The sequence below is a fragment of the Bradyrhizobium sp. SZCCHNRI2009 genome (genome assembly GCF_032485115.1).
Lineage (GTDB): Bacteria > Pseudomonadota > Alphaproteobacteria > Rhizobiales > Xanthobacteraceae > Bradyrhizobium.
The window spans coordinates 393,190-418,288 of record NZ_JAUEUH010000001.1 but is presented as its reverse complement, the minus strand read 5'-3'; the positions used below and the strand labels follow the sequence as shown (position 1 = coordinate 418,288).

The 25,099-nt window shown below is 65.9% G+C and carries 25 protein-coding genes; 14 read left to right on the top strand and 11 right to left on the bottom strand.

The features are described from left to right. Nucleotides 1-25: 25 nt before the first annotated feature. Nucleotides 26-1,072, bottom strand: a complete 1,047-nt coding sequence (locus QX041_RS01900) for a YeeE/YedE family protein (RefSeq protein ID WP_316164830.1) — start codon at nt 1,070-1,072, stop codon at nt 26-28. A 232-nt stretch (nt 1,073-1,304) separates the two neighbouring features. Between QX041_RS01900 and paaI the strand changes: the two genes are divergently transcribed. Both paaI and paaK read left to right on the top strand, forming a co-directional pair. Then, nucleotides 1,305-1,754, top strand: a complete 450-nt coding sequence (gene paaI, locus QX041_RS01895) for a hydroxyphenylacetyl-CoA thioesterase PaaI (RefSeq protein ID WP_315754681.1) — start codon at nt 1,305-1,307, stop codon at nt 1,752-1,754. Between the two features lie 43 nt (nt 1,755-1,797). Next, complete coding sequence (gene paaK / locus QX041_RS01890; protein ID WP_315757796.1) at nt 1,798-3,126, top strand: phenylacetate--CoA ligase PaaK; 1,329 nt, start codon at nt 1,798-1,800, stop codon at nt 3,124-3,126. 236 nt (nt 3,127-3,362) lie between these two features. On the opposite strand, the gene paaE is transcribed toward paaK, so the two are convergent. The 8 genes from paaE to QX041_RS01850 form a co-directional block, all read right to left on the bottom strand. Further along, nucleotides 3,363-4,442 (bottom strand): 1,2-phenylacetyl-CoA epoxidase subunit PaaE, encoded by a 1,080-nt coding sequence (gene paaE / locus QX041_RS01885; protein ID WP_316164351.1) that lies wholly within the window; start codon nt 4,440-4,442, stop codon nt 3,363-3,365. Between the two features lie 139 nt (nt 4,443-4,581). Continuing rightward, nucleotides 4,582-5,085: a 1,2-phenylacetyl-CoA epoxidase subunit PaaD gene (gene paaD, locus QX041_RS01880; RefSeq protein WP_316164350.1), complete on the bottom strand. Its 504-nt coding sequence runs from the start codon at nt 5,083-5,085 to the stop codon at nt 4,582-4,584. Beyond that, nucleotides 5,079-5,855 (bottom strand): 1,2-phenylacetyl-CoA epoxidase subunit PaaC, encoded by a 777-nt coding sequence (paaC, locus tag QX041_RS01875; protein ID WP_316164349.1) that lies wholly within the window; start codon nt 5,853-5,855, stop codon nt 5,079-5,081. Before paaC ends, paaD begins: the two co-directional genes overlap by 7 nt. Nucleotides 5,856-5,984: 129 nt before the next feature. Continuing rightward, nucleotides 5,985-6,272 carry a 1,2-phenylacetyl-CoA epoxidase subunit PaaB gene (paaB, locus tag QX041_RS01870; protein WP_009025702.1) on the bottom strand — a complete coding sequence of 96 codons (288 nt, stop codon included), beginning with the start codon at nt 6,270-6,272 and terminating at the stop codon, nt 5,985-5,987. 15 nt (nt 6,273-6,287) lie between these two features. Further along, on the bottom strand, nt 6,288-7,277 hold the full coding sequence (gene paaA / locus QX041_RS01865) for a 1,2-phenylacetyl-CoA epoxidase subunit PaaA (RefSeq protein WP_315715768.1): 990 nt from the start codon (nt 7,275-7,277) through the stop codon (nt 6,288-6,290). A gap of 78 nt (nt 7,278-7,355) precedes the next feature. Next, a complete protein-coding gene (paaX, locus tag QX041_RS01860; protein WP_315754695.1) occupies nt 7,356-8,237 on the bottom strand; it encodes a phenylacetic acid degradation operon negative regulatory protein PaaX in 882 nt (293 codons plus the stop codon). 90 nt (nt 8,238-8,327) lie between these two features. Continuing rightward, nucleotides 8,328-8,804 (bottom strand): phasin, encoded by a 477-nt coding sequence (locus QX041_RS01855; protein WP_315715766.1) that lies wholly within the window; start codon nt 8,802-8,804, stop codon nt 8,328-8,330. A gap of 187 nt (nt 8,805-8,991) precedes the next feature. Beyond that, complete coding sequence (locus tag QX041_RS01850) at nt 8,992-9,765, bottom strand: hypothetical protein (protein WP_316164348.1); 774 nt, start codon at nt 9,763-9,765, stop codon at nt 8,992-8,994. 146 nt (nt 9,766-9,911) lie between these two features. Between QX041_RS01850 and QX041_RS01845 the strand changes: the two genes are divergently transcribed. Then, a complete protein-coding gene (locus QX041_RS01845; protein ID WP_315826389.1) occupies nt 9,912-10,832 on the top strand; it encodes an alpha/beta hydrolase in 921 nt (306 codons plus the stop codon). A gap of 99 nt (nt 10,833-10,931) precedes the next feature. Here the strand turns inward: QX041_RS01845 and QX041_RS01840 are convergent, their stop codons facing one another. Both QX041_RS01840 and QX041_RS01835 read right to left on the bottom strand, forming a co-directional pair. Continuing rightward, nucleotides 10,932-11,936, bottom strand: coding sequence for an alpha/beta hydrolase (locus QX041_RS01840; RefSeq protein WP_315715764.1), 1,005 nt, complete (start codon nt 11,934-11,936; stop codon nt 10,932-10,934). A 138-nt stretch (nt 11,937-12,074) separates the two neighbouring features. Beyond that, the gene (locus QX041_RS01835) at nt 12,075-12,335 is read right to left on the bottom strand and encodes a DUF6489 family protein (RefSeq protein ID WP_315715763.1); all 261 of its coding nucleotides are present in this window, start codon (nt 12,333-12,335) and stop codon (nt 12,075-12,077) included. Nucleotides 12,336-12,860: 525 nt separating this feature from the next. Between QX041_RS01835 and QX041_RS01830 the strand changes: the two genes are divergently transcribed. From QX041_RS01830 to QX041_RS01780, 11 genes are all read left to right on the top strand, one after another. Beyond that, complete coding sequence (locus QX041_RS01830) at nt 12,861-14,456, top strand: ABC transporter substrate-binding protein (protein WP_315754699.1); 1,596 nt, start codon at nt 12,861-12,863, stop codon at nt 14,454-14,456. A gap of 108 nt (nt 14,457-14,564) precedes the next feature. After that, nucleotides 14,565-15,545: an ABC transporter permease gene (locus QX041_RS01825; RefSeq protein ID WP_315715761.1), complete on the top strand. Its 981-nt coding sequence runs from the start codon at nt 14,565-14,567 to the stop codon at nt 15,543-15,545. Between the two features lie 2 nt (nt 15,546-15,547). Then, complete coding sequence (locus QX041_RS01820) at nt 15,548-16,513, top strand: ABC transporter permease (RefSeq protein WP_315715760.1); 966 nt, start codon at nt 15,548-15,550, stop codon at nt 16,511-16,513. 34 nt (nt 16,514-16,547) lie between these two features. Further along, nucleotides 16,548-17,531, top strand: coding sequence for an ABC transporter ATP-binding protein (locus QX041_RS01815; RefSeq protein WP_315715759.1), 984 nt, complete (start codon nt 16,548-16,550; stop codon nt 17,529-17,531). Next, a complete protein-coding gene (locus QX041_RS01810; RefSeq protein WP_315715758.1) occupies nt 17,528-18,523 on the top strand; it encodes an oligopeptide/dipeptide ABC transporter ATP-binding protein in 996 nt (331 codons plus the stop codon). Before QX041_RS01815 ends, QX041_RS01810 begins: the two co-directional genes overlap by 4 nt. 48 nt (nt 18,524-18,571) lie before the next feature. Continuing rightward, nucleotides 18,572-20,374 (top strand): gamma-glutamyltransferase family protein, encoded by a 1,803-nt coding sequence (locus QX041_RS01805; RefSeq protein WP_316164347.1) that lies wholly within the window; start codon nt 18,572-18,574, stop codon nt 20,372-20,374. Nucleotides 20,375-20,387: 13 nt separating this feature from the next. Then, nucleotides 20,388-21,098 (top strand): DUF1028 domain-containing protein, encoded by a 711-nt coding sequence (locus QX041_RS01800; RefSeq protein WP_316164346.1) that lies wholly within the window; start codon nt 20,388-20,390, stop codon nt 21,096-21,098. 81 nt (nt 21,099-21,179) lie between these two features. Continuing rightward, on the top strand, nt 21,180-22,694 hold the full coding sequence (locus QX041_RS01795; RefSeq protein ID WP_410051843.1) for an ABC transporter substrate-binding protein: 1,515 nt from the start codon (nt 21,180-21,182) through the stop codon (nt 22,692-22,694). Between the two features lie 145 nt (nt 22,695-22,839). Next, entirely contained in the window at nt 22,840-23,781 is a 942-nt protein-coding gene (locus tag QX041_RS01790; protein ID WP_315715755.1) for an ABC transporter permease, read from the top strand. A gap of 64 nt (nt 23,782-23,845) precedes the next feature. Continuing rightward, nucleotides 23,846-24,676, top strand: coding sequence for an ABC transporter permease (locus tag QX041_RS01785; RefSeq protein ID WP_315715824.1), 831 nt, complete (start codon nt 23,846-23,848; stop codon nt 24,674-24,676). A 46-nt stretch (nt 24,677-24,722) separates the two neighbouring features. Next, nucleotides 24,723-24,983, top strand: coding sequence for a hypothetical protein (locus QX041_RS01780; RefSeq protein WP_316164345.1), 261 nt, complete (start codon nt 24,723-24,725; stop codon nt 24,981-24,983). Nucleotides 24,984-25,099: the final 116 nt, after the last annotated feature.

The window sequence follows — 25,099 nt, the reverse complement described above, 5'->3', positions numbered from 1 at the left end:
CGACGGTGGTCGTGACACAATGAGACTAACGCGCGGCCTGCGGCTCGCTCTTCAGCGGCCTGACGCGCAACGCTCCGCGCAGGCCGGCCGCCGTGCCGATGAAGATTCCCGCGACGGCGACGAAGGACGGCAGCGCCAGGGTCGACAGCCCTGTCAGGCCCTGCCCGACCGAGCAGCCCAGCGCCATCACGCCGCCGATGCCCATCAGCGCGGCGCCGCCAACCGAGCGCAGCATGTGATGCGGAGAGTGGAAGCCTTCGAGCTTGAAGCGCCGCGTCGCCACCGCGGTGACGAGGCTGCCGGCGAGCACCCCGGCCACGGTGGCGATGCCGAAATTGGCGGTCGAGCCGGTCGACAGCATGATGTATTGCAGGGCATCGGCGATCGGCGCGACGAAGGTCAGGGACGCGACCGGCACGGGGTTGAAATCGTCCGCGCCGAGAGTGCCGGTCGCGAACCAGCCGGCCGCGATCAGCAGGCCGACGACGAGGCCGGCGAGCATCTGGCCGGGCGCGCGCCGGAATGGCGCATGCGCAAGGGCGAAGACGATCAGCGCGCCGCCGAGCCCGAGGGCCGGCAGCAGCCGCGCCGCTGCACCATGCAGGCCACCGACCGACAGCACAGCCGGCAGCGACGTCGCGGTCGCCGTGGTCTGCGAGCCCTGCATCAGCGCGATGCGCAGCGGCGCGATCAGGCCCTTCAACGTCATCTCCGCCGCGATCGCGAGCACGGTCACGACGACGAGGGAGCGCAGATTGCCGCGGCCGAGCAGCACCAGCGCGCGCGAACCGCAACCGTTGGCGAGCACCATGCCGTAGCCGAACAGAACACCGCCCAAGAGCATCAGCGGCACCGAGAACGTCGGCTGCAGATAGATCGACTTGCCGAGATCGACGGCGCCGTTGGCCGCGAGCAGCTGTGTGGCGATGATGGCAATGCCCATCGCCAGGGCGTAAGTTCGCACCAGCCGGCGGTCGCCGTCGGCCCACCAGCCGCGCAGGCTGCTCATCATGCAGAAGCCGCTGAGCAGCCCCACCACGCCATAGACCAGGCCGATCATGAGACCGGCCATCATGGCCAGATTGGCGGCTTCGGGCACGTTCGGGATTCCTTCCGGTTGCGGACAACACGCGCGTTGCGCAGGCAGCGCTTTCGCTTGACGCGCGCAGAATATTTGCCACGATGTCGCACCTAACTAGATGAGAATGCTTGTTCCAACAAGCATCGACGGGAGAGAACGCCGTGATTTCAGAAGCGCATCCTGAGGGGTGGCCGACGCATTGCGCATGCATGGAGGCCGCACGGTGAGCGGCGTGGCGACACTTTCCGCCGACGCTCTCGCCCGCGCCTGCGCCGACGCCATGTGGCAGGACGACCGCGCCAGCCAGGGGCTCGGCATGCACATCGTCGAGATCGGCCCCGGACGCGCCACGCTGCAGATGACGGTGCAGCCGCACATGGTCAACGGCCATGGCATCGCCCATGGCGGCTTCATCTTCACGCTGGCCGATTCCGCCTTCGCCTTTGCCTGCAACTCGCACAACGACCGCACCGTGGCGGCGCAGGGCAGCATCAGCTTCATCCGCCCCGGCAAGCTCGGCGACGTTCTGCTTGCTCGCGCGCACGAGGTATCCCGCAGCGGGCGCTCAGGCATCTATGATGTCCGCGTTACGGCAGGCGACACGGTGATCGCCGAATTCCGCGGCCATTCCCGCAGCATCGGCGGCACGCTGGTCCCGGCCGCCGCGAGCTGATCCGCTTCCCTATCGCCCCGCGCCCCTGCCGGAGGACCTGACCATGACATCGACCAAGCTTCAATCGACCGGCAGCTACGTTCCCGAGATGGACGCAGCCGAGCGAGCCTCGCGCGACGAGATCATGGCGCTGCAGACGAGCCGGCTCGCCTGGTCGCTGAAGCACGCCTACGACAACGTCGCCCATTACCGCCGCGCCTTCGACAAGGCGGGGGTGCATCCCTCCGACTTCCGCGAGCTCGCCGACCTCGCCAAGTTTCCGTTCACGGTGAAGACCGACCTGCGCGACAATTACCCGTTCAACATGTTCGCCGTGCCGCGCGAGCAACTGGTAAGGGTACACGCCTCCTCGGGCACGACCGGCAAGCCGATCGTGGTCGGCTATACCAGGAACGACATCGCGACCTGGTCGGCCGTGATGGCCCGCTCGATCCGCGCCGCCGGCGGCCGGAGCGGCATGATCATCCACAACGCCTACGGCTATGGCCTGTTCACCGGCGGCCTCGGCGTCCATTACGGCGCCGAGCAGCTCGGCTGCACGGTGGTGCCCATCTCCGGCGGCATGACCGAGCGGCAGGTGCAGCTGATCAATGATTTCCGCCCTGACATCATCACCGTGACGCCAAGCTACATGCTGGCAATCCTCGACGAGTTCAAGCGTCAGGGCCTCGATCCGCGGCAGAGCTCGCTCAGGATCGGCATCTTCGGCGCCGAGCCGTGGACCAATGCGATGCGCGCCGAGATCGAGGATGCGTTCGCGATGGACGCCACCGACATCTACGGCCTGTCCGAGGTGATCGGCCCTGGTGTGGCGCAGGAATGCCTGGAGACCAAGGACGGGCTGCACATCTGGGAGGATCATTTCTATCCGGAGATCGTCGATCCCGACACCGGCAAGGTGCTGCCCGACGGCGAGATGGGCGAACTGGTGTTCACCTCGTTGACCAAGGAGGCCTTTCCCGTCATCCGCTATCGCACCCGCGATCTGACGCGGCTGCTGCCGGGCACCGCGCGGCCGGGAATGCGACGGATGGAGAAGGTCACGGGCCGCTCCGACGACATGATCATCCTGCGCGGCGTCAACCTGTTCCCGTCACAGATCGAGGAGATCCTGCTGTCGACCGAGTGGTGCGGCGGCCATTTCATGCTGGAGCTGACGCGCGAGGGCCGCATGGACGAGCTGACCATCTACGCGGAGTCGCGCCCCGAGCATTGGGACGAGACCGGCCTCGGCGCGCACGCCGAGCGCATCTCCATCCACATCAAGAACACCATCGGCCTCACGGCAAAGGTGAAAGTCGTCCCACCCGACACGCTGGAGCGCTCGGCCGGCAAAGCGAAACGGATCAAGGACAAGCGGCCGGTGGGGTAGCCGTTCAGAGATGAAATCGAGATTGAGCGCCGATGACAGTGAGCTCCCTCGCCCCGCCTGCGGGGAGAGGGTTGGGTGAGGGGGACTCTCCACGCACCGAACTCGCGGAGAGTCCCCCTCACCCGGATTGCATCTAACGATGCGATCCGACCTCTCCCCGCAAGCGGGGCGAGGTGCAGCGAGCGAGAGTGCTCACATAAGCCTCGATCAGCAGTCGAAATTTCGCGGCCACTACCTCACATATGATCGTAGTCCACCACCACCCGCTCCGTCACCGGCCTGGCCTGACACGTCAGCACGAACCCCGCTTTCAGCTCCCAAGGCTCGAGCGAGTAATTCAGCTCCATCTCGGCCTTGCCCTCGACCAGCTTGGCGCGGCAGGTGGAGCACATGCCGCCCTTGCAGGCGAAGGGCAAGTCCACACCGGCACGCAGCGCGGCGTCGAGGATGGCTTCGCCGTCGGCGACCGGAACCTCGCGGCGCTTGCCGTCGATGATCAGGGCGGCGATGGCCTTCGGCGGCGCCGAGTCCGGAACGACCATCTTGGGCCGCGGCTTGCCGCCGGCGCCGGAGACGAAGCGCTCGACATGGACGCGGTCGTCGGAGATCCCGAGCGCGCGGCAGGCGGCCTCGATATCCTCGCTCATGCCGGTGGGGCCACAGATGAAGACGTGATCGACGCTCTCGGCCGGCACCAGCGAGCGCAGCAGCACGCGCACCTTCTCGCCATCGAGCCGGCCGTGCAGGATCGGCAGATCCTGCTCCTCGCCGGAGATGACGTGGAACAGCGAGAAGCGGTCGAGGAAGCGATCCTTCAGCTCCTCGAGCTGTTCGCGGAACAGCATGCCTGCGGTGGTGCGGTTGCCGTAGAACAGGAAGAAGCGGCTGTGCGGCTCCCGCGCCAGCACGGCCTTCACGATCGAGAGGATCGGCGTGATTCCGGAGCCCGCCGCGAAGCCGACGTGGGTGCGCGCGGCCTCCGGCTGCAATGCCACGCCAAAACGTCCAGTTGGCGTCATCACGTCAATCTCGTCGCCGCGCTTCAGTTCGTCAGTGACGAAGCTGGAGAACGCGCCGCCATCGACGCGCTTCACCGCGATGCGGATCTCGTCATCATCGGGGCCGGAGCAGATCGAATAGGAGCGCCGCACCTCCTCGCCGCCGAGCGTGGTCTTCAACGTGAGATATTGCCCCGGCGCGAACTGATAGTCCGCCGCCAGCTCGTTCGGAATCGCAAAGGTCAGCGACACGGCATCGGGCGCCTCGCGGCGCAGGTCACGGATAGCGAGACGGTGGAAGCGTGGCGTGGTCGACATCGGGTTCATCCTCCCGTCATTGCGAGGAGCGAAGCGACGAAGCAATCCAGGGCCGCGCGCGGGACTCTGGATCGCTTCCGCCTACGCCCTTCGGGCTTCGGCGGACAAAGTCGCTGCGCTCGCGATGACGGCTGCTGCATCAGTGACACTTGAAATAATCGAACGGCTCGCGGCACGATCTGCAGCGCCACAGCGCCTTGCACGAGGTCGAACCGAACTCGGCGAGTTGCTCGGTGTCGACGGATCCGCATTGCGGACACGCAACCTCGGCCACGCCGAACAGCGCGCGGCGCCCGCTCGACGGCTGCGGCGGCGCAATACCGTACTCCCGCAGCTTGCGCCGCCCAGCCTCGCTCATCCAGTCCGTGGTCCAGGCCGGCGACAGCACCGTGCGAACGTGGGTCTCACGGAAGCCAGCGCGCTCGAGCGCCAGCTCGATCTCCAGCGCGATCATGTTCATCGCCGGACAGCCGGAATAGGTCGGCGTGATCGCGACCTCGACGCGGTCGCCGACGACCTCGACCTCGCGCAGGACGCCGAGATCGTCGATCGTCAGCACCGGGATTTCCGGATCGGCCACCGATGCCGCGGCGTCCCAGGCGCGCTGGCGCAGCTCGGCCGGGCTGAAATCCGCAACTACCATGTCGCACCGGGAAAGCTGCGCTGCATGTATTGCAGCTCGCAGAGGAGATGGCCGAGATGCTCGCTGTGCCGGCCGTCGCGGCCGCCCTGCTGCATCCACTCGTTCTCCGGCAGCATCAGGGTCGCCTCGCGCGCGACATGCGACACGCTCGACAGCCATTCCGGCAGCAGCATCGTCGGATCGATCGCGATACCCGCGTCGATCAGACCGCGCTCACTCTCGTCGACGCTGAACATCTCGCCGGTATAGGGCCAGAGGTCATCGATCGCGGCTTGCGCGCGGGCGTGGCTTTCGTCGGTGCCGTCACCGAGCCGGATCACCCATTCGCTGGCGTGGCGCAAATGATAGGCGCATTCCTTCTCCGACTTGGCCGCGATCGCCGCCAGGGTCGCATCGGTCGAGCCCATCATGCCGCGCCAATACAGATCGGCGAACGCCGCGTAGAACAGCTGCCGCACCATCGTGTGCGCGAAGTCGCCATTTGGACGCTCGACCAGCAGCAGGTTGCGATACTGCCTGACATCCCGGAGATAGGCGAGCTTGTCCTCGTCCTTGTCGCGACCCTCGACCTTGGCGGCGTAGCCGTAGAGCTCGCGCGCCTGGCCAATCAGGTCGAGCGCCATGTTGGACAGCGCCATGTCCTCTTCGAGAACAGGCGCATGGCCGCACCATTCGGAGAGGCGATGGCCGAGGATCAGCGCATCATCGGCGCGGCGCAAGGTGTAGAGCACCAGCGGCGTTTCGCAGACGGTGATCGAGGGAGCGGTCATGGTTGTGATCCGATCAGGCCCGCCACGAACTCAGCCATTGCGAGCACAGCAATCCAGGGATTCATCCGAGCCGGCAGTCTGGATTGCTTCGCTGCGCTCGCAATAGCGACGGCTGACGGCCGTCCGCACTTACATATGCCCGACTTCCTCGGGCACCTCGTAGAACGTCGGATGCCGATAGATCTTCGACTCCGCCGGCTCGAACATCATGCCCTTGTCGGCAGGATCGGACGCGGTGATCGCGCTCGACGGCACCACCCAGATCGACAGGCCCTCGCCGCGGCGGGTGTAGAGATCGCGCGCCGCCTGCAGTGCCATGGTCGCATCCGGCGCGTGCAGTGAGCCGCAATGCTTGTGCGCAAGCCCGTTGCGGCTGCGGATGAAGACTTCCCACAACGGCGTGTTCGGCGTCGCCATTTCGATCTCCCTGTCCTATTCGGCAGCCTGTGCCATCCGGCGCCGCGCGCGCTTCTCGGCGTAGGCGGTCGCGGCCTCGCGCACCCAGGCGCCCTCGGCATGCGCCTTGCGGCGCGCGGCCATGCGATCGCGGTTGCACGGGCCGTTGCCGGCCAGCACCTGCTTGAACTCGTTCCAGTCGATCGGGCCGTGCACCCAATGGCCCTGCTCGTCCTGCGTCATCTCGGGATCGGGAATGGTGAGCCCGAGATACTGCGCCTGCGGCACGGTGGCATCGATGAACTTCTGGCGTAGCTCGTCGTTCGAGAAGCGCTTGATCTTCCACTTGGTCGAGGTGTCGCTGTGCTGGCTGGCCTGGTCGGGCGGGCCGAACATCATCAGCACCGGCCACCACCAGCGGTTCAGCGCGTCCTGCGCCATCGCCTTCTGCTCGGGCGTGCCGCGGCAGAGCGTGAGCATGATCTCGTAGCCCTGCCGCTGATGGAACGATTCCTCCTTGCAGACGCGGATCATCGCGCGCGCATAGGGACCATAGGAACAGCGGCACAACGGAATCTGGTTCATGATCGCGGCGCCGTCGACCAGCCAGCCGATCACACCGATGTCTGCCCAGGTCAGAGTCGGGTAGTTGAAGATCGAGGAGTACTTGGCCTTGCCGGCGAGCATCGCATCGACCAGTTCCTCGCGCGAGGCGCCGAGCGTCTCGGCGGCGGCGTAGAGATACAGCCCGTGGCCGCACTCGTCCTGGACCTTGGCGAGCAACGCCGCCTTGCGGCGCAGGCTCGGCGCGCGCGTGATCCAGTTGCCCTCGGGCAGCATGCCGACGATTTCGGAATGGGCGTGTTGCGAGATCTGCCGGACCAGCGTCTTGCGATAGGCCGCCGGCATCCAATCGTTCGGCTCGATGCGCTCTTCGGCATCGATGCGCGCCTGAAAGCGCGAGGCGCGTCCAGCGTCCTCGGCGAAGCTGCCCTCCTCGGGCGAATTGAGCGCCTGCGTGTACATGCGGCGGCGTCCTCCCAGGACTTGGTTGACGCCAATATATAACGAGATTTCATCCGTGCAATCGAATTCTGTAATATATCAACGGACCTCATTCTCAACGGCGAAACGCCGCAGCAGCGCCGCTCCGGCCGCCGGCAGAGGCCCCTCCTCATTTGTCGCATGCGCGTCGAGCCAGCGCTCGGAACCCGGCAGCAGCAACCGATAAATCTCGCCGCACAGCGCCCGGGCCTGCCGTCCAGGCCAATTCCCCGGCAGCAGCTCGGCCGGCAGCAGCGGATCGCGCAGCACGATGCGTCGATAGTGGTGGATCAGCAGGATCCGGGCGGTGAAGGCCTGCCCGTCGGACAACACCTCGCCGCGCGCGATGCTGTCCTTGAGCGGCGCAAAGGAGGCGCTGAACTTGCGGTACGCCTCCGCCGTCCGCTCCAGCGCCCAGCTCTCGGCGACCAGCCGTCGCGCCATGTCGGAGCCGGCGGACGCCTGCAGGCGGATGGCCCCCTCCACTGCGTCAGGGACGGCGATGCTCGAGGGGGCCACGAACACACCGGGCAGCGGGCTGCCGAAGCCCGCATCGCGCAGCGCAGTCCGCGCCTGCTCGCGATCCTCGGCGCTGCCGATGAGCAGCAGTTCGAAGCTGCCGTTCCATTCCGCCGGCGGCGAATCGTAGATGTGGCGGGTGGCGCCGGCGAAGGTCTGCTCGCCGCGCCGGGTCAGGCGATAGAAACTGTTGCGGCCCATTCTGCTGCGCTCGAACCAGCCTTCCGCCGTCAGCCGCGACATCGCCGTGCGCACCACGCTGCCGTCGATGGCGAGCCCTTCGAAGAAGGCGAGCAAGCTGCCGAGCCAGACGCTGCCGCCCCGCGGCACAATGGCGTCGCCGAACACGGTGATGATCAGCGAGCCCGTGCGCGACGGCTCGCTCTTCAGTTGATTGACGATGCGGGACAGAGGCTGCGCCATGTCTCCGCTTTATCCGGTTTCGCCTGGTCACAAAAGAAAAGGCCCGCACGATGCGGGCCTTGCAGGTCGATCGGCTGATGCGCGAGGCGATCAGGCGGTCTTGTTGTAGGCCTTGGCCATGTTCTCCTGGGCGAGCTTTGCACCCTCGGTGACGAGCTTGCCGACATACTCGCTGGTCGACTTGGCGCGGGCGACGAGCGCCTCGCCACGGGCACGGGCCAGCTCACCCTGGATCTGAACGGCTTCGCTGATCGACTTGGCGGACGCCAGCCGGTCGATGCCGTCGAAGAAGGCCTCGGTGTCCTGATACAGCGCCTGCTGAATGTTCCGGCTGATCTTGCCGGCCTCGGTCACGCCGTCGAACACGGCGGTCTCGATCGCCGACGTCACCTTCTCGGAGCCAGCGAGGGCCTCCGCAGCGCGCTCCTTGGCGGTCGACGCGGTCTTCTTGACGAACTCCCGCGCGGACTCCGGCACTTCCATCGTCTGCAGATTCTTGAACGCGTCGGTCACCGGTGCAAAGGCGTCCTTGACGGTGTCGAACACGGTATTGGTCTCGGTGGTCATGGCTGTCTCCATCCTCAATGCTTCTGAGCTATGGCTCGCTCCGTCCCTTATGAAACCGGAGTGACTCAGCTATATCATTCTGGATGGTGCGACGCAACATAAATGTTGCAACGCACCATCCTGGATGGGAGGAAAAGACTGGCAACCGCTGAGCGACCCGCCGCACGTCGGAACGTTCGGGTGAGCCTCAGTGCTCGGCAGGGGCGCCGCCGTGCTTTTTGTTGCGGTTCTTCCCCGGCCGGGCCGGCTCGGCCGGCTTTGGAGCCGCCTCATCAGCCTTGGGCGCGGCGTCGACGGGCTGAGACGGCTTCATCAACGTGTCGAGCATGGCCCGGATCTCGCGCAACTCTGCCTCGATCGCGACTGTCGGTGACGGATCGGGTGCTTTGGCAGCGTTCAGCGTCTGGTCGAGCAATGCTTTGATCTCGCTCAACTGAGGCGTGACGTCGACGGCGGGTTTTGCCGCCGGTTGCGGAGCCTTGGTCGCGGCAAGAAGCTCGTTGAGCAAGTCCTTGATCGCCTTCAAGTCCGGCGTGACGTCGCGCGGCGGCGCCACGACTGGCGCCGGCGCCTTGGACGCGGAGAGAAGCGAATCCAGCACGCTCTTGATCTCATTCAACTGCGGAGCGAGATCGGCGGGCGTCGTCGCGGGCACCTGAGCGGAAGCCAGCAGCTCCTTCAACAACACCCGTGTCTCCGCCAGTTCGCCCTCGATGGAGGCGAGCCGCTCATTCAAGGCGGTGAGCTGACCACGGCTCGGCACGTTCATGCCGGCGAAGTAGTTTTCCATCAGATCAACCATGGGCTTCTGTCCGTTTCCTGAACCAGTTGCGGGACCATCGGAGGATGGACGGGGCGTCACACCCATCGGGCGCAGCCGCGTGAAGGCGCTGAAGCTCTTCTGCATCTCTCCGACCATCTGCTGCCAGAATGCGATCGGGTCGCCAGCTTTGTTCGCCATCGGCACGCTCCTTCAGACCAATACAAGACTCAAACACAACTTATCATAGCACGCCTTCGCTGCGGTGCGGGAGAACTTGTAGCTTGCTTCTCTCGACCAACAGAACCATGCCATAGAGGGTTCCAAGGCCTTGAACGAGGGATCAAGTGACTGCAACTGCTCATCAGCCGCCGCAGACTGTGCGCGCCAACGGTATCGACATCTGCTACGAGATCTTCGGCGACCCGGCGGCCCCTCCCCTCGTGCTGATCATGGGCCTCGGCGGCCAGATGATCATCTGGTACGACGAGTTCTGCGAACAGCTCGCAAGCCGCGGCTTCCGCGTGATCCGCTTCGACAACCGCGACATCGGCCAATCGAGCAAGCTGCATGGCGGCCGCCGGCTGACCCCGTTCGAGCTGATCAAGCTGCGCTTCTTCAACATTCCCGTCTCCGCGCCCTACAAGCTGCTCGACATGGCCAAGGACACGGTCGGCCTGATGGACGCGCTCGACATCAAGTCGGCGCATCTGGTCGGCGCGTCGATGGGCGGCATGATCGCGCAGGAGATCGCGATCTCCTTTCCGCATCGCGTGCGCTCGCTGACGTCGATCATGTCGACGACCGGCAATCCGCGCATCCCGCCGCCGACGCGCGAGGTCGCGATGCTGCTGATGGCGCCGCCGCCGAAGACCAAGGACGACTACATCAAGCGCTTCCAGAAGACCTGGAAGGCGCTGCGCGTCGGCTCATTTCCCGAGGACGAGGTAAATGACGTGGCACTCGCCGAACGCTGCTTCGCGCGCGGCATCAATCCCGCCGGCGTCGGACGTCAGTTGCGCGCGATCCTGGCCTCCGGCAGCCGCAAGCCGCGGCTGCATCTGGTGACGGCGCCGACACTCGTGATCCACGGCAAGGTCGACCCGCTGGTCCATCCCACCGCCGGCAAGGACACGGCGGAGTCGATTCCGAATGCCAAGCTCCTGATGATCGACGGCATGGGTCACGCTACTCCGCGGCCGATGTGGCCGCAGATCATCGACGCAATCGCCGAGCACGCGCACGGCGCGAATCCGCAGGCGGCTTAGGAGAGCCGACGCGCTGCGTCGGCAGGCTTGACGACATCTGTTGTTGTTTGGCTCGGCCGCAGCCTCTCACTCGGACGTGCAATCTGCCTCGGCCGTTCTTCAACCGAACCGTCGCCGGCGCCATTCGATCAGCTTCGCGCTGACCTCCGCGGGCTGCTCCTGCTGCGTCCAATGGCCGCTGTCGCGGACGAGATGTTTCTCCAGGTCTGGCACCAGCTTCTCCATGCCGTCGGCGGCCGAGGGCGGCAGCACGGCGTCGTTCTCCGCCATGATCATCAGCGACGGCACGCGCACCGTTTGATCGAGCCCTTCGGCGCGCTGCCAGTTGCGCGTCATGTTGCGATACCAATTGATGCCGCCGGTGAAGCCGGTGCGCGTGAAGGTGTCGACGAACACCTGCTTCTCCGCCTCCGACAGGATCGGCTGCCGCGTGTCCTTGGCGGCGTCATAGGCTGCGATCATCTGCGGGAACGCCAGGTTGAGCGATGGCGAGGCTGCGATCCCGCCGTCCGGCGGCTCCGTCGGCGGCGTATCGCTGCGCGGCAGCGGCTTGCGCATGAAGGCATCGAAGGTCTCCCCGACACGGCTGCCGAAGATGCGGTCCGGCTCGCGTGCGGGATCCTGGAACTGCACGATGTACATCATGTCGCCGAACCGCTTGCGCATGATGGCGATGGGATCGGCGGGCGCGCGCGGCAGATGCGGCGTGTTGATGCCGACCACGCCCGCGACTCGGTCGGGGTATCGCAGCGGCATCTGCCAGACGACGAAGCCGCCCCAATCGTGACCGACGAAGATCGCCTTGTCGATCTTCAGATGATCGAGCAGGCCGACGAGGTCGGCGGTGAGATGCTCGAGGTCATAGGCCTCGACCGGCTCCGGCCGGTCGGTCGCGCCATAGCCGCGCTGATCGGGTGCGATGACGCGGATGCCGGCCTCGGCCAGCGCCTTGATCTGATGCCGCCAGGAGAAGGCCAGCTCCGGCCAGCCGTGGCAGAGGATCATCGGCGGCCGGTCGCTGACGGGGCCCGCCTCGTAATAGCCCATGCGGATGCCGTTGGTCGTCGCGAACTGCAGCGCCGGCATCCAAGACGGATCGGTCATGCGTCCTCCCCTGAAGTGTTCAGCCGGTCTTTTTCGACCGGTCTTCGGCTCCGGCATGGAGCCTGCTCCATGCCGTGACGTCACGCCACGTCCCTTCGGAGTTCCGCGCAAGCGTAATCCGTGCGGCCGTCGGCCGCGTCAGGCCGACTTCTTGTCGTTCGAGCGGCTGCCGCCGAGGCCTGTCATGGTCAGCATCAGGTCCTGAAACCGTTCGGCCAAGCGGGGATCGAACGTGAACCAGCTCTGCATGATGGCTTCGGGCGTGAGCTTGTCGATGTTGCTCGTCATCTGGTTCTGCAGCCGGTCCATGACCGCAGCCTGCATCGGACCGACATCGGGAAGTCCGAAAAACTGCCGCGCTTCGAGCGGTGTGCAATCGATCTCGATATTGACTTTCATGTCCGCTCCGCTGTTCGAACCATCCCGACGCGAGCCCCGGGCCGGGCTCCCTTCACCAGGAAGACCATCCCGGACTCGCGGCAGGGGGTGTCCAGTATCACCGCGCCGGCCCCCCTCTAGCAAGCGGCGCGTTGCTGCAGGTGCGCAATTCCCGGGACATGGTCAATCCGGCGAGCCCTCAGCCCCATCCCGGAAGCCGCCGCTCGCGTGCGCCGCACAGCGGCGGCGGGGGGATAACCATATCGTTTAGGCTTAAACAAACTGCACTTGTGTGCCGCCGCTGAACTCTGGCAACATATTCGGATCGATCTGCCGCGGGTCGCACGACGCACCGCCAGGCCAGAGCCAACGGGATCAGTTCATTCCGGCGCGGCATCAGACTTGCAAGCATATCGCCCGGCGTCTTGTTGCTTCTTGAAGTTCGTGCAAGAGGCGCTGCAGACAACACGAACTTCGAAGCAAAACAGGCCGGACACAATCGCGCCTGCCGAAAAACCAAGCGTCAAACGCGGAGAATTTGGACATATGTCGGGACGCAAATCCCTGCTCATCGCGGCAGCGGTCGCATTCGGCCTCGCCGTCATGCCAGCTTCGGCCCAGACCCTGCGCTATGCCAACCAGGGCACCCTGAAATCGCTCGATCCCTACACCTTCAAGGAATCGACCACGATTGCGCACCATGCTCACGTCTACGAGGGGCTGACCGCGCGCGACAAGGATCTGAAGATCATCCCCGCGCTGGCCGAGAGCTGGGAAACGCCCGAGCCGACCCGCTGGCGCTTCCATCTGCGCAAGGGCGTCAAGTTCCACAATGGCGAACCCTTCACGGCCGACGACGTGATCTTCTCCGCCGATCGCGTCCGCGCCACCGGTTCCAACTTCCTCTCCAACGTTCCGCCGGACGCAAAATTCATCAAGGTCGACGACTACACAGTCGACGTGAAGCTCGATGCCCCCAATCCCATCCTGATCTCGCAATGGGATACGTGGTACATCATGAGCAAGAAGTGGTGCGAGGACAACAACTCGGTCGCGCCGACGCCGGTGTCGGCAACCACGCCGAGCTACGCCGCGCTGCATGAGAACGGCACCGGCCCCTTCATCATCGAGAGCCATCAGCCCGGTGTGAAGACCGTGTTCAAGGTCAATCCGAACTGGTGGGGCAAGCCCGAGCACAATCTCAAGGAGATCGTGTTCACCACCATCGCCTCCGACGCCACGCGCGTCGCCGCGCTGCTGTCCGGCGAGGTCGACGTCATCGAGCCGGTCCCGGTGCAGGATATCGGCCGCGTCGATTCCAGCCCGAACGCCCAGGTCCTGAAGGGACCGGAGCTGCGCACGATCTTCCTTGGCATGGACGAGACGCGCGACGAGCTCTTGTACTCCAACGTCAAGGGCAAGAACCCGTTCAAGGACATCCGCGTCCGCGAGGCCTTCTACAAGGCGATCGACGTCGAGCTGATCAAGACCCGCGTCATGCGCGGCCTGTCGACCCCGTCGGCGCTGATGATCGCTCCGCAGCTCTATGCGCTGTCGAAGGACTTCACCCGGCCGAAATATGATCCGGACGCCGCCAAGAAGCTGCTGACCGAGGCCGGCTATCCCGACGGCTTCGAGGTCGGCATGGATTGCCCGAACGACCGCTACGTCAACGACGCCGCGATCTGCCAGGCCGTGGTCGGCATGCTCGCCCGCATCGGGGTCAAGGTGAACCTGAACGCCCAGCCCAAGGCGCAGTATTTCGCCAAGGTGCTGAAGCCCGGCGGCTACAACACCTCGTTCTTCCTGCTCGGCTGGACGCCCTCCTCGATGGACGCGCACAACGTGATGCACGACATCATGGGCTGCCGTGACGATGCCAAGGACCCGACCCGGGGCGAGGCCAATCTCGGCAATTACTGCAACAAGGAGTTCGACGCCCTGACCGACAAGGTCCTGGTCGAGACCGATACCGCCAAGCGCAATCAACTGATCAAGCAGGCCTTCGAGATCGGCATCAAGGATTACGGCTACATCCCGCTGCATCAGCAGGCGGTGGCCTGGGGCGTCTCGAAGAAGGTGAAGATTCCGCTGCGCGCCGACAACGCCGTGCTGCTGTTCCTCGCCACCAAGACCGAGTAGTCCAGACGCAACGACAAGTCCCGGAAAGCAGAACTGCTTTTCGGGACTTTTCATTTCCTGCGGCAGATGCTACGCGCCGCCGCATCTCGAAGGACCTGAAAGGATCAGATGCTCGCCTTCGCGCTTCGCCGAGCAATTCAGGCCATCGGCGTCATGATCGCCGTCGGAATCATCGCGTTCGCCATGTTCCGCTTCGCCGGAGACCCGGTGAGCCAGATCGTGCCGATCGACGCGTCGGCCGCGGAACGGGCCAGCATCCGCCAGTCGCTCGGGCTCGACGATCCCTTCATCGTGCAGTTCGGTCGCTATCTGTTCGACGCGGCGCAGTTCAAGTTCGGCGTCTCCTATCAGTTCCGGCAGCCGGTCTCCGATCTGCTCAAGGAGCGCATGCCCGCCACCCTGGAGCTCGCGGTCTGCGCGACGATCCTGGCGCTGTTCTGCGGCATCCTGATGGGCGTGTTCTCGGCGCTGCACCGCGACTCCCTGCTCGCCAAGCTGTTCCAGATGCTGTCGCTGATCGGCATCTCCCTGCCGACCTTCCTGATCGGCATCCTCCTGATCTACCTGTTCTCGGTCACGCTGGGCTGGCTGCCGTCGTTCGGCCGCGGCGACACCGTCAGGTTCGGCTGGTGGACATCGGGCCTGTTCACCGTCTCCGGCTGGAAGGCGCTCATCATGCCCTCGATCACGCTCGGCCTGTTCCAGATGACCTTGATCATGCGACTGGTTCGCGCCGAGATGCTCGAGGTGCTGCGCACCGACTACATCCGCTTCGCCCGCGCCCGTGGGCTGACCACGCGCGCGATTCATTTCGGCCATGCGCTGCGCAACACGCTGGTGCCGGTGATCACCGTGGTCGGCCTGCAGTTCGGCTCGGTGATCGCGTTCTCGATCATCACCGAGCAGGTGTTCCAATGGCCGGGCATGGGCCTGTTGTTCGTGCAGGCGGTGCAGAATGTCGACATCCCGATCATGGCGGCCTACCTGATGATGGTGTCGCTGATCTTCGTCACCATCAATCTCGTGGTTGATATCCTCTACACCGTGGTCGATCCGCGCCTGCGCGCGACCATCAGCCGTCCGGCCTGATCATGAGCGACGCCGCCCTTCCCCACCCCACGCCCGTCGAGACGCCGCGCGCCGCCGACGGATGGCTGAAGCGTGCGCTTGCGAGCGACCTGTTCTACTCGTTCCGCCGCTCCAAGCTGACGGTCGCCGCGGCCGTGATCACGCTGCTGTTCTTCCTGCTGGCGATCTTCGCGCCGCTGCTGTCGCCGCAAAACCCGTTCGACCCGGCCCAATTGCAGCTGTTGAACTCGCGGATTTCGCCGCTGTGGACCGCCGACGGACAGAGCCCGTTCTTGCTCGGCACCGACGAGCAGGGCCGCGACGTGCTCTCGGCCATCCTCTACGGCCTGCGCATCTCACTCCTGGTCGGCATTCTCGGCGTCGCCTTTTCCGGCGCGCTCGGCATCGGCCTCGGCCTGATCGCCGGCTATTTCGGCGGCCGGGTCGACACAGTGATCATGCGCATCGCGGACGTCCAGCTCACCTTTCCGCCGATCCTGATTGCGCTGCTGGTCAACGGCATCGCCAAGTCGGTGTCCGGCAACCGGCTGGACTGGCTCAGCATGCTGGTCGTGCTCGTGCTGGCGATCGGCCTCTCCTTCTGGGTACAATATGCGCGCACGGTGCGGAGCTCAGTGCTGGTCGAGAAGAACAAGGACTACGTCGCCGCGGCACAACTGATCGGCCTGCCCGCGCCCGTCATCATGCTGCGCCACGTGCTGCCCAACACCACCGGTCCCGTGCTGGTGATCGCCACCATCAACCTCGCGCTGGCGATCATCACCGAGGCGACCTTGTCGTTCCTCGGCTCCGGCATGCCCGAAACGATGCCGTCGCTCGGGACCCTGATCCGGATCGGCAACAACTATCTGTTCGCCGGCGAATGGTGGATCGTTGCCTTCCCCGGCATCGCTTTGGCCGGACTGATCCTCGCCATCAACCTGCTCGGCGACTGGCTGCGCGACGCCCTCAACCCGAAACTGCGATGACCCGCGTGAATGCGTCCTTCCGAGGCTTGAGCTCATGACCGCCCCCGTTCTGTCCGTGCGCAACCTGCAGGTCGAGTTCGCGACCCGGCGCGGCACCCTGCGCGCGATCGACGGCGTCTCCTACGACATCGCCAAGGGCGAGGTGCTCGGCGTCGTCGGCGAATCCGGTGCCGGCAAATCCGTCACCGGCCTCGCCGTGATCGGCCTGATCGATCCTCCGGGCCGCATCTCCGGCGGCGAGATCCAGCTCTCCGGCCTGCGGATCGACAACCTGCCGCCGGAGGAGATGCGCAAGGTGCGCGGCAAGCGCATCGGCATGATCTTCCAGGATCCGCTGACCTCGCTCAATCCGCTGTATCGCGTCGGCGACCAGATCATCGAGACCATCAGGACCCACACCAACCTCACCGAGCAGCAGGCGCGCAAGCGAGCCATCGACCTGCTCGCCGAGGTCGGCATATCGGCGCCCGAGAAGCGCATCGACGGCTATCCGCACGAATTCTCCGGCGGCATGCGCCAGCGTGTCGTGATCGCGCTGGCGCTGTGCGCCGAGCCGGAGCTGATCATCGCAGACGAGCCGACCACCGCGCTGGACGTCTCCGTGCAGGCGCAAATCATCTCGCTGATCAAGCGGCTCGGCCGCGACCACGGCACCGCCGTGATGCTGGTGACCCACGACATGGGCGTGATCGCCGAGACCTGCGACCGCGTCGCCGTGATGTATGCCGGCCGCGTCGCCGAGATCGGCCCGGTGCAGGAGGTGATCAATAACCCGCTGCACCCCTACGCCAAGGGGCTGATGGGCGCGATCCCGACGCTCGCGGGCGAGGAGAAGCGGCTGGTGCAGATCCCAGGCTCGATGCCGCGACTGTCCGCGATCCCGCCCGGCTGCTCGTTCAATCCGCGCTGCAGCTTCGCCTTCGACCGCTGCCGCGTCGACCGGCCGGAGCCGCTGCGCCAGGGCACGCAGGCCGTCGCCTGTCATCTGTACGATCGCGCGACGGAGACCGCGGCATGACTGATTTCGTCGAGGTCAAGAACCTGCGCCGGGTCTTCGACGTCTCGAAACCCTGGCTCAACCGCGTGATCGAGCGTCAGCCGCAGGAGTTCCTGAAGGCGGTCGACGGCGTCAGCTTCGGCATCAGGAAGGGCGAGACCTTCGCGCTGGTCGGCGAATCCGGTTCTGGCAAGACCACGGTCGCGCGCATGGTGGTCGGGCTGCTGGCGCCGACGTCGGGCGAGGTCATCATCGACGGCGTGTCGATGAGCGAAGCGCGCCAGGCCCAGGTGCGGCGCAAGCTGCGCCGCCGCATCCAGATGGTGTTCCAGGATCCTTACGCGAGCCTCAATCCGCGCTTCCGCGTCGATAGCATCATCGCCGAGCCGATCCGCGCCTTTGACATCATCGAGGGTGAGCGCCAGATCAAGGACCGCGTCGGCGAGTTGCTGACGCTGGTCGGCCTGCATCCCGACGACGGCCAGAAATTCCCGCACGAATTCTCTGGCGGGCAGCGTCAGCGCATCGCCATCGCGCGCGCGCTCGCCTCCGAGGCCGAGTTCATCGTCTGCGACGAGCCGACCTCGGCGCTCGACGTCTCCGTGCAGGCGCAGATCCTCAATCTGATGCGCGATTTGCAGGACAAGTTCGGCCTGACCTATCTGTTCATCAGCCACAATCTCGCAGTCGTCCGCCACATGGCGAGCCGCATCGGCGTGATGTATCTCGGCCGCATCGTCGAGATCGCCGATGGCCGCACGCTGTTCAGCGACCCGCGCATGCCCTACACCAAGATGCTGCTCGGCGCAGTGCCGGACCTGTCGATGTCCGGCCGCCAGCGCATTCCGGTCAAAGGCGAGATCCCGAACCCGATCAATCCGCCCTCGGGCTGCACCTTCAACCCACGCTGTCCCCTTGCATTCGATCTCTGTCGGCAGCAGTCGCCCGAACTCATCGGCGGCGTGGCCTGCCATGCGGTGAACCAGCCGGCGAGCGCGGCCGTTCCTGCATGAGGCAACGAGTCGTGGTGCGGACGGACCGATCATCAGAATGAAAGTCACATGAGCTTCATCAACCCCGATCCCTTCACGACCCGCCCCGAGATCGACGGCACCTTCGGCGTCGTCACCTCCACGCACTGGCTCGCCACCGCGGTGGGTATGGCGATGCTGGAGCGCGGCGGCAACGCCTTCGATGCCGGCGTCGCGGCGGCCTTCACCCTGCAGGTGGTGGAGCCGCATTTGAACGGTCCTGGCGGCGACGTGCCGATCATCCTGCACGACGTCAGGCGCGGGCGCACCGAGGTGATCTGCGGCCAGGGCCCGGCGCCATCAGGCGCCACCATCGCGCACTACAGGAACGAAGGCCTCGACATGGTGCCCGGCACCGGCCTGCTCGCGGCCTGCGTGCCCGGCACGTTCGAGTCCTGGATGCTGCTGCTGCGCGACTACGGCACGATGAGGCTGCGCGACGTGCTGGAGCCGGCGATTTCCTACGCGCGCGACGGCTATCCGCTTGTCGAGCGCATCTCGGCGACGATCCAGACCGTGGAGCAGCTGTTCAAGACGCATTGGCCGACCTCGGCCGCGCTCTATCTGCCCAATGGCGAGGTGCCGAGGCCGGGCACGCTGTTCACCAATCCACAGCTCGCGGAAACCTACGCACGCATCCTCAGTGAAGGCGAAAGCGCGGGTGCTGATCGCGACGCGCAGATCGAGCGCGCGCGCAAGGCCTGGTCGCAGGGCTTCGTCGCCGAGGCCATCGACCGCTTCTGCCGGACGCAGGAAGTGATGGACGTCTCGGGTTCGCGCCACAAGGGCGTGCTGACAGCCGACGACATGGCGCGCTGGCAGCCGACCATCGAGGCGCCGCTGACCTACGACTACGGCCGCTACACCGTGTGCAAGGCCGACGTCTGGAGCCAGGGCCCGGTGCTGCTGCAGCAGCTCGCGCTGCTCAAGGGCTTTGCGCTCGACGGCCTCGATCCGACCGGCCCCGATTTCATTCATTGGCAGATCGAAGCCGCGAAGCTCGCCTTCGCCGATCGCGAGGCGTTCTACGGCGATCCTGCTTTCGCCGACATCCCGATCGAGACGCTGCTGTCGGATGCCTACAACGACGAGCGCCGCAAGCTGATCACCGAAAAGGCCTCGCTCGAGCTGCGTCCCGGCACGCTCGACGGCTACGGCGCCAAGGTGAAGCTGCGCGAGGCCCAAGGCCGCCGCGAGGCCGTCGGCGCAATGGGCTCGGGCGAGCCGACCGTCGGCCGCTTCGGCGAGGTGCGCGGCGACACCGTGCATTTCGACATCATCGACCGGGACGGCAACATGATCTCGGCGACGCCCTCCGGCGGCTGGCTGCAATCCTCGCCCGTCATTCCCGAACTCGGATTCTGCCTGGGGACGCGCGCGCAGATGTTCTGGCTGGAGGAGGATCATCCGGCCGCGCTGGTGCCGGGCAAGCGTCCGCGCACCACGCTGTCGCCGACCATGGCGCTGCGCGACGGCGAGCCTTATGTGGCCTGGGGTTCGCCCGGCGGCGACCAGCAGGACCAGTGGAACACGCAGTTCTTCCTGCGCCACGTCCATGCCGGCATGAACCTGCAAGAGTCGATCGACGCGCCGGCGTGGCACTCCGAGCATTTCCCGATCTCGTTCTGGCCGCGCACCGCGCGCCCCGGCGTGCTCGTGGTCGAGGGCCGCGTGCCCAAGGCGACCGTCGAGGAGTTGCGCCGTCGCGGCCATGTCGTCGAGGTCGGGCCGGACTGGTCGGAAGGCCGGCTCACGGCCGCATCACGCGTCGGCCGCCGCCGCCGCGCCGCGGCCAATCCACGGGGCATGCAGGGCTACGCCGCCGGACGATGACAGCGAGACGCCGATGACCTGGTCGATCATTGCCAAGGACGATCTCACCGGCCGGATCGGCATCGCCGTCGCCACCCGCTTCTTCGCCGTCGGCGCGCGCGTGCCCTTCATCGTCGCCGGCCACGGCGGCATCGCCACACAGGCGCTGGTCAATCCCTATTACGGCATCGACGGCGTCACGCTGCTGCGCGACGGCCGGCATCCGCGCGAGATCGTGCAACTGCTGACATCTGCCGATCCCGGCCGCGAGAGCCGCCAGCTCCACATCCTCGATCACAACGGCCAGACTGCCGCCCACACCGGCCGCGACTGCATCGACTGGTGCGGCCATCTCGAAGGCCGTGGCTTTTCGATTGCCGGCAACATGCTGGCCGGCCCGCAGGTGCTGAACGAAACCGCGAACGCGTTTATCGCCAGCCACGCCCTGCCCTTCGCGGAGCGTCTGATCGCGGCCATGAAGGCCGGTGAGGCGGCCGGCGGTGACAAGCGCGGCAAACAGTCGGCCGCCCTCCTGGTCCACGGCAAGGAGGAGTGGTCCGAGCTCGATCTGCGTGTCGACGATCACGCCGATCCGCTCGCCGAGCTCGCACGCCTGGAGGGCGTCAGCCGCAAGCATTGGGCGGTGTTCCGGCAGTTCATGCCGACGCGCGACAATCCGGCAGGGATTACGGATCGCGCCACGATTGATGCCGGCATCGCCGCTGCGCTCGCGAACCAGACATGACCGAGCCGGAAGGACGGCGCGTGACCGGGGTTGGTATGGATAGTGCAACAATGCAGGCTGCATCTTCGTGAGGGAAATCGGATGATGAGGAACTGGTGCGTGGCCGCGGTTGCGGCCGTTGTCGTGGCCTCTTGGGGGCCGGTCGCACAGGCGCAGACCACCTTGCGCATCGGCCTTGCCGAGGACCCCGATGTTCTCGATCCGACCATGGCCCGCACCTATGTCGGCCGCATCGTCTTCGCCGCGGCCTGCGACAAGCTGTTCGACATCGACGACAAGCTCAACATCGTGCCGCAGCTCGCGCTGTCGCAGCAGACCTCCGCCGACGGCAAGGAGGTCACCATCAAGCTCCGGCCCGGCGTGAAGTTTCATGACGGCGAGCCGTTCGACGCCGAGGCCGCCAAATTCTCGCTCGACCGCCACCTCACCTTCCCCGGCTCGTTCCGCAAGCCCGAGCTGGCGTCGCTCGATCATGTCGACGTCGTCGATCCCCTGACGATCAAGCTGGTGTTGAAAGCGCCGTTCTCGCCGCTGATCGCCCAGCTCACCGACCGCGCCGGCATGATGGTGTCGCCGAAGGCCGCGAAAGAGGCCGGCGACAAGTTCGGCCTGCATCCGGTCTGCGCCGGTCCGTACAAGTTCGTCGAGCGCGTCCAGCAGGACCGCATCGTGTTCGAGAAGTTCGCCGACTACTGGAACAAGGACAACGTCTTCATCGACAGGATCGTCTACCAGCCGATCGTCGACGCCACGGTGCGGCTGGCGAACCTGAAGTCCGGAGCCCTCGACCTGATCGAGCGCGTGCTCGCCACCGACATCAAGGACGTGCGCGCCGATTCCAGGCTTGCCCTGTCGACCGCGATCGAGCTCGGCTATCAGGGCATCACGCTCAACATCGGCAAGGACAAGGCCAAGGGCCCACTCAGCCAGTTCGCGAAGGTGCGCCAGGCGCTCGATCTCGCGATCGACCGCGAGGCGCTCAACCAGGTGGTCTTCAACGGCGAATTCATGCCGGGCAACCAGTGGGTCAATCCCTCGCATCCCTATTATCAGAAGGCCTTCCCGGTGCGTGCCCGCGATGTCGAGAAGGCAAAGGCGCTGCTGAAAGAGGCCGGCGTGACGACGCCTGTCGCGGTCGACTTCATGGTACCGAAGGGCGCCGAGACCGAGGCGGCCGCCCAGGTCGTACAGTCGATGGCCGCCGAGGCCGGCTTCGACATGAAGATCCGAGTGACGGAGTTTGCGACCTCGTTGAAGCAGGCCGAGGCCGGCGACTATCAGGCGTTCATGTTGTCATGGAGCGGCCGGATCGATCCCGACGGCAACAGCTACGTGTTCCTGCACAGCAACGCGCCGCAGAACTACAGCGTCTGGGCCAACGCCGAGGCCGACAAGGCGCTCAGCGACGCACGGCTGGTGACCGACATGGCCCAGCGCAAGGCGCTTTACGAGAAGCTGACCAAGCTCGAGATCGAGGACGAGCCGATTCTCTACCTCTACCACCGACGCATCCTGATCGCGCACACCAAGAAGCTCGAGGGCTACAAGCAGATGCCGGACGGCCTGGTGCGCGTGATCGGCCTGAAGCTGAAGTGAGCAGTCACTTGGCCCCCCTTCGTTGGGACGCGACCGCGACGCCTCGCGCGCGCTGCGCTCCCTCGCCCCTTGTGGGGGAGGGAACGCTGGGAGCACGACCGGTTTCCGATGACGCGCCGGGTGACTGCCGCGAGGGACGCAGATCATGCTGACGTTCCTCGCCCGCCGCATCGCCCAGATCATCCCGACGCTGATCTTTGTCTCCATCCTCATCTTCTCGCTGCAACAGCTCCTGCCCGGCGATCCCGCGCTGGTGATGGCCGGCGAGGAGCGCGATCCGGCGGTGATCGAGCAGATCCGCAAACAGTATCGGCTCGACCAGCCGCTTCCGGTTCAGTACGGCTACTGGATCAAGGGCGTGCTCTCGGGCGATTTCGGCGAGTCGCTGCGCATCAAGATGCCGGTGCGCGACCTCATCCTGCAGAAGCTGCCCGTAACCCTGCAGCTCGCCTCGATGGCGATCGTGATCGCGTTCCTGATCGGCATTCCCGCCGGCATCGTTTCCGCCGTGAAGCGCGGGACGGCCTGGGACTATGCCGCCAACCTGTTTGCGCTGTGGGGCATCTCGACGCCGAACTTCTGGCTCGGCATCATGCTGATCTTCCTGTTCTCGATCCAGCTCGGCTGGCTCCCCGCCTCCGGTTACGTCTCGCCCGCCGAGGACTGGCGGGCCAGCCTCGCCGCCACCATCATGCCGGCCTTCGTGCTCGGCAACGCCATCGCCGCGATCCTGATGCGCCACACCCGCAGCGCGATGCTGCAGGTGCTGGGCAGCGACTACATCCGCACCGCGCGCGCCAAGGGCATCTCCGAACGCCAGGTCATCCTGCGCCACGCGCTGCGCAATGCCCTGACGCCGGTGATCACGCTGGGCGCGCTCGAGCTCGGGACGCTGTTGTCCGGCGCCGTGCTGACCGAGCAGATCTTCTCGATCCCCGGCTTCGGCAAGCTGATCGTCGATGCCGTGTTCAATCGCGACTACGCCGTCGTGCAGGGCGTCGTGCTGGTCACCGCCACCGTCTACATCATGCTGAACCTGATCGCCGATCTCGCCTATGTCCTCGTCAATCCGCGGCTGAGGAGCTGAGATGGCCGAGACGACGCTGTCAGCTCCGCACGGGGCACGCGCCCTCGCTCCGCTCGAGCGGCCGATGCAGCGCACCTTGCGCCGACTGGTGAAGCGCAAAGGCGCCATGGTCGGGTTCTGCCTGATCACGGCCTTCATCCTGCTCGCCGTGCTCGCGCCGGTGGTGGCGCCCTACGATCCCATCAAGACGAGCTGGGCGCTGGTGCGCAAGGCGCCGTCGGCGGCGCATTGGCTCGGCACCGATGATCTCGGCCGCGACGTGCTGGCCCGCGTGATCTACGGCGCGCGGGCCTCGCTGCTGGCCGGAGCGATCTCGGTCGCCATCGCGCTGGCGATCGGCGTCCCGATCGGCATGATCGCAGGCTACCGCGGCGGCTTCCTCGATGCCCTGATCAGCCGCATCACCGACGCGATGCTGGCCTGCCCATTCCTGATCCTGGCGATCGCGCTGGCGGCGTTCCTGGGGCCGAGCCTCGGCAATGCCATGATCGCGATCGGCATCTCGGCGACGCCGATCTTCGTCCGGCTGACCCGCGGCGAGGTGATGAGCGTCAAGGTCGAGGAATATGTCGAGGCCGCCCGCAGCGTCGGCGATACCGACCTGCAGATCGCGGTCAGGCACATCCTGCCGAACATCATGCCGGCGCTGCTGGTGCAGGCGACGCTGTCGGTCGCCGCCGCCATCATCGCCGAGGCCGCGCTGTCATTCCTAGGCCTGGGCCAGCAGCCGCCGGCCCCGTCCTGGGGCAGCATGCTCAACGCCGCCCAGCGCTTCCTCACCAATGCACCGTGGATGGCGATCTGGCCGGGGCTTGCGATCTTCCTGGTCGTGCTGTCGCTCAACCTGCTGGGCGACGGCCTGCGCGACGCGCTCGATCCGCAGCAGGACGAGTGAGCGAGGCCTCTCCATGCTAGCTCGAATGGCTGAGGATCTCCTGCGATTGCTGACGATCGTCGACATGGGGGCTGGCGTCGTAATCTGGGCGCTGGCGTTTCGCGAGCGGGTCTTGATGGCGAGCCATGCACCGGAATGGCGCGGCTGGTTCACGCTCCGCCGTGTGACTGCCGACGAATATTCCCGCGCCTATCGCGCGCACTTCCATCGGTCCTTGCATTACGCCTTCGCGTTTTTCATCATCATCGGCATCGCCGCTCTGCTGATCCTGCTCGACCATCTGTTCTTTAAGAGGCCGCTGTGCTGAGCGCCGCGGCGGGCGCCGCCGGCCGTGACGACAGTAAGGGGAGAAAGAGACGGCCCGACAAAAACGGCGACTGCCAGGAGCAGCCGCCGTTGATCTTCAGCCCCCCAAAGAAACTG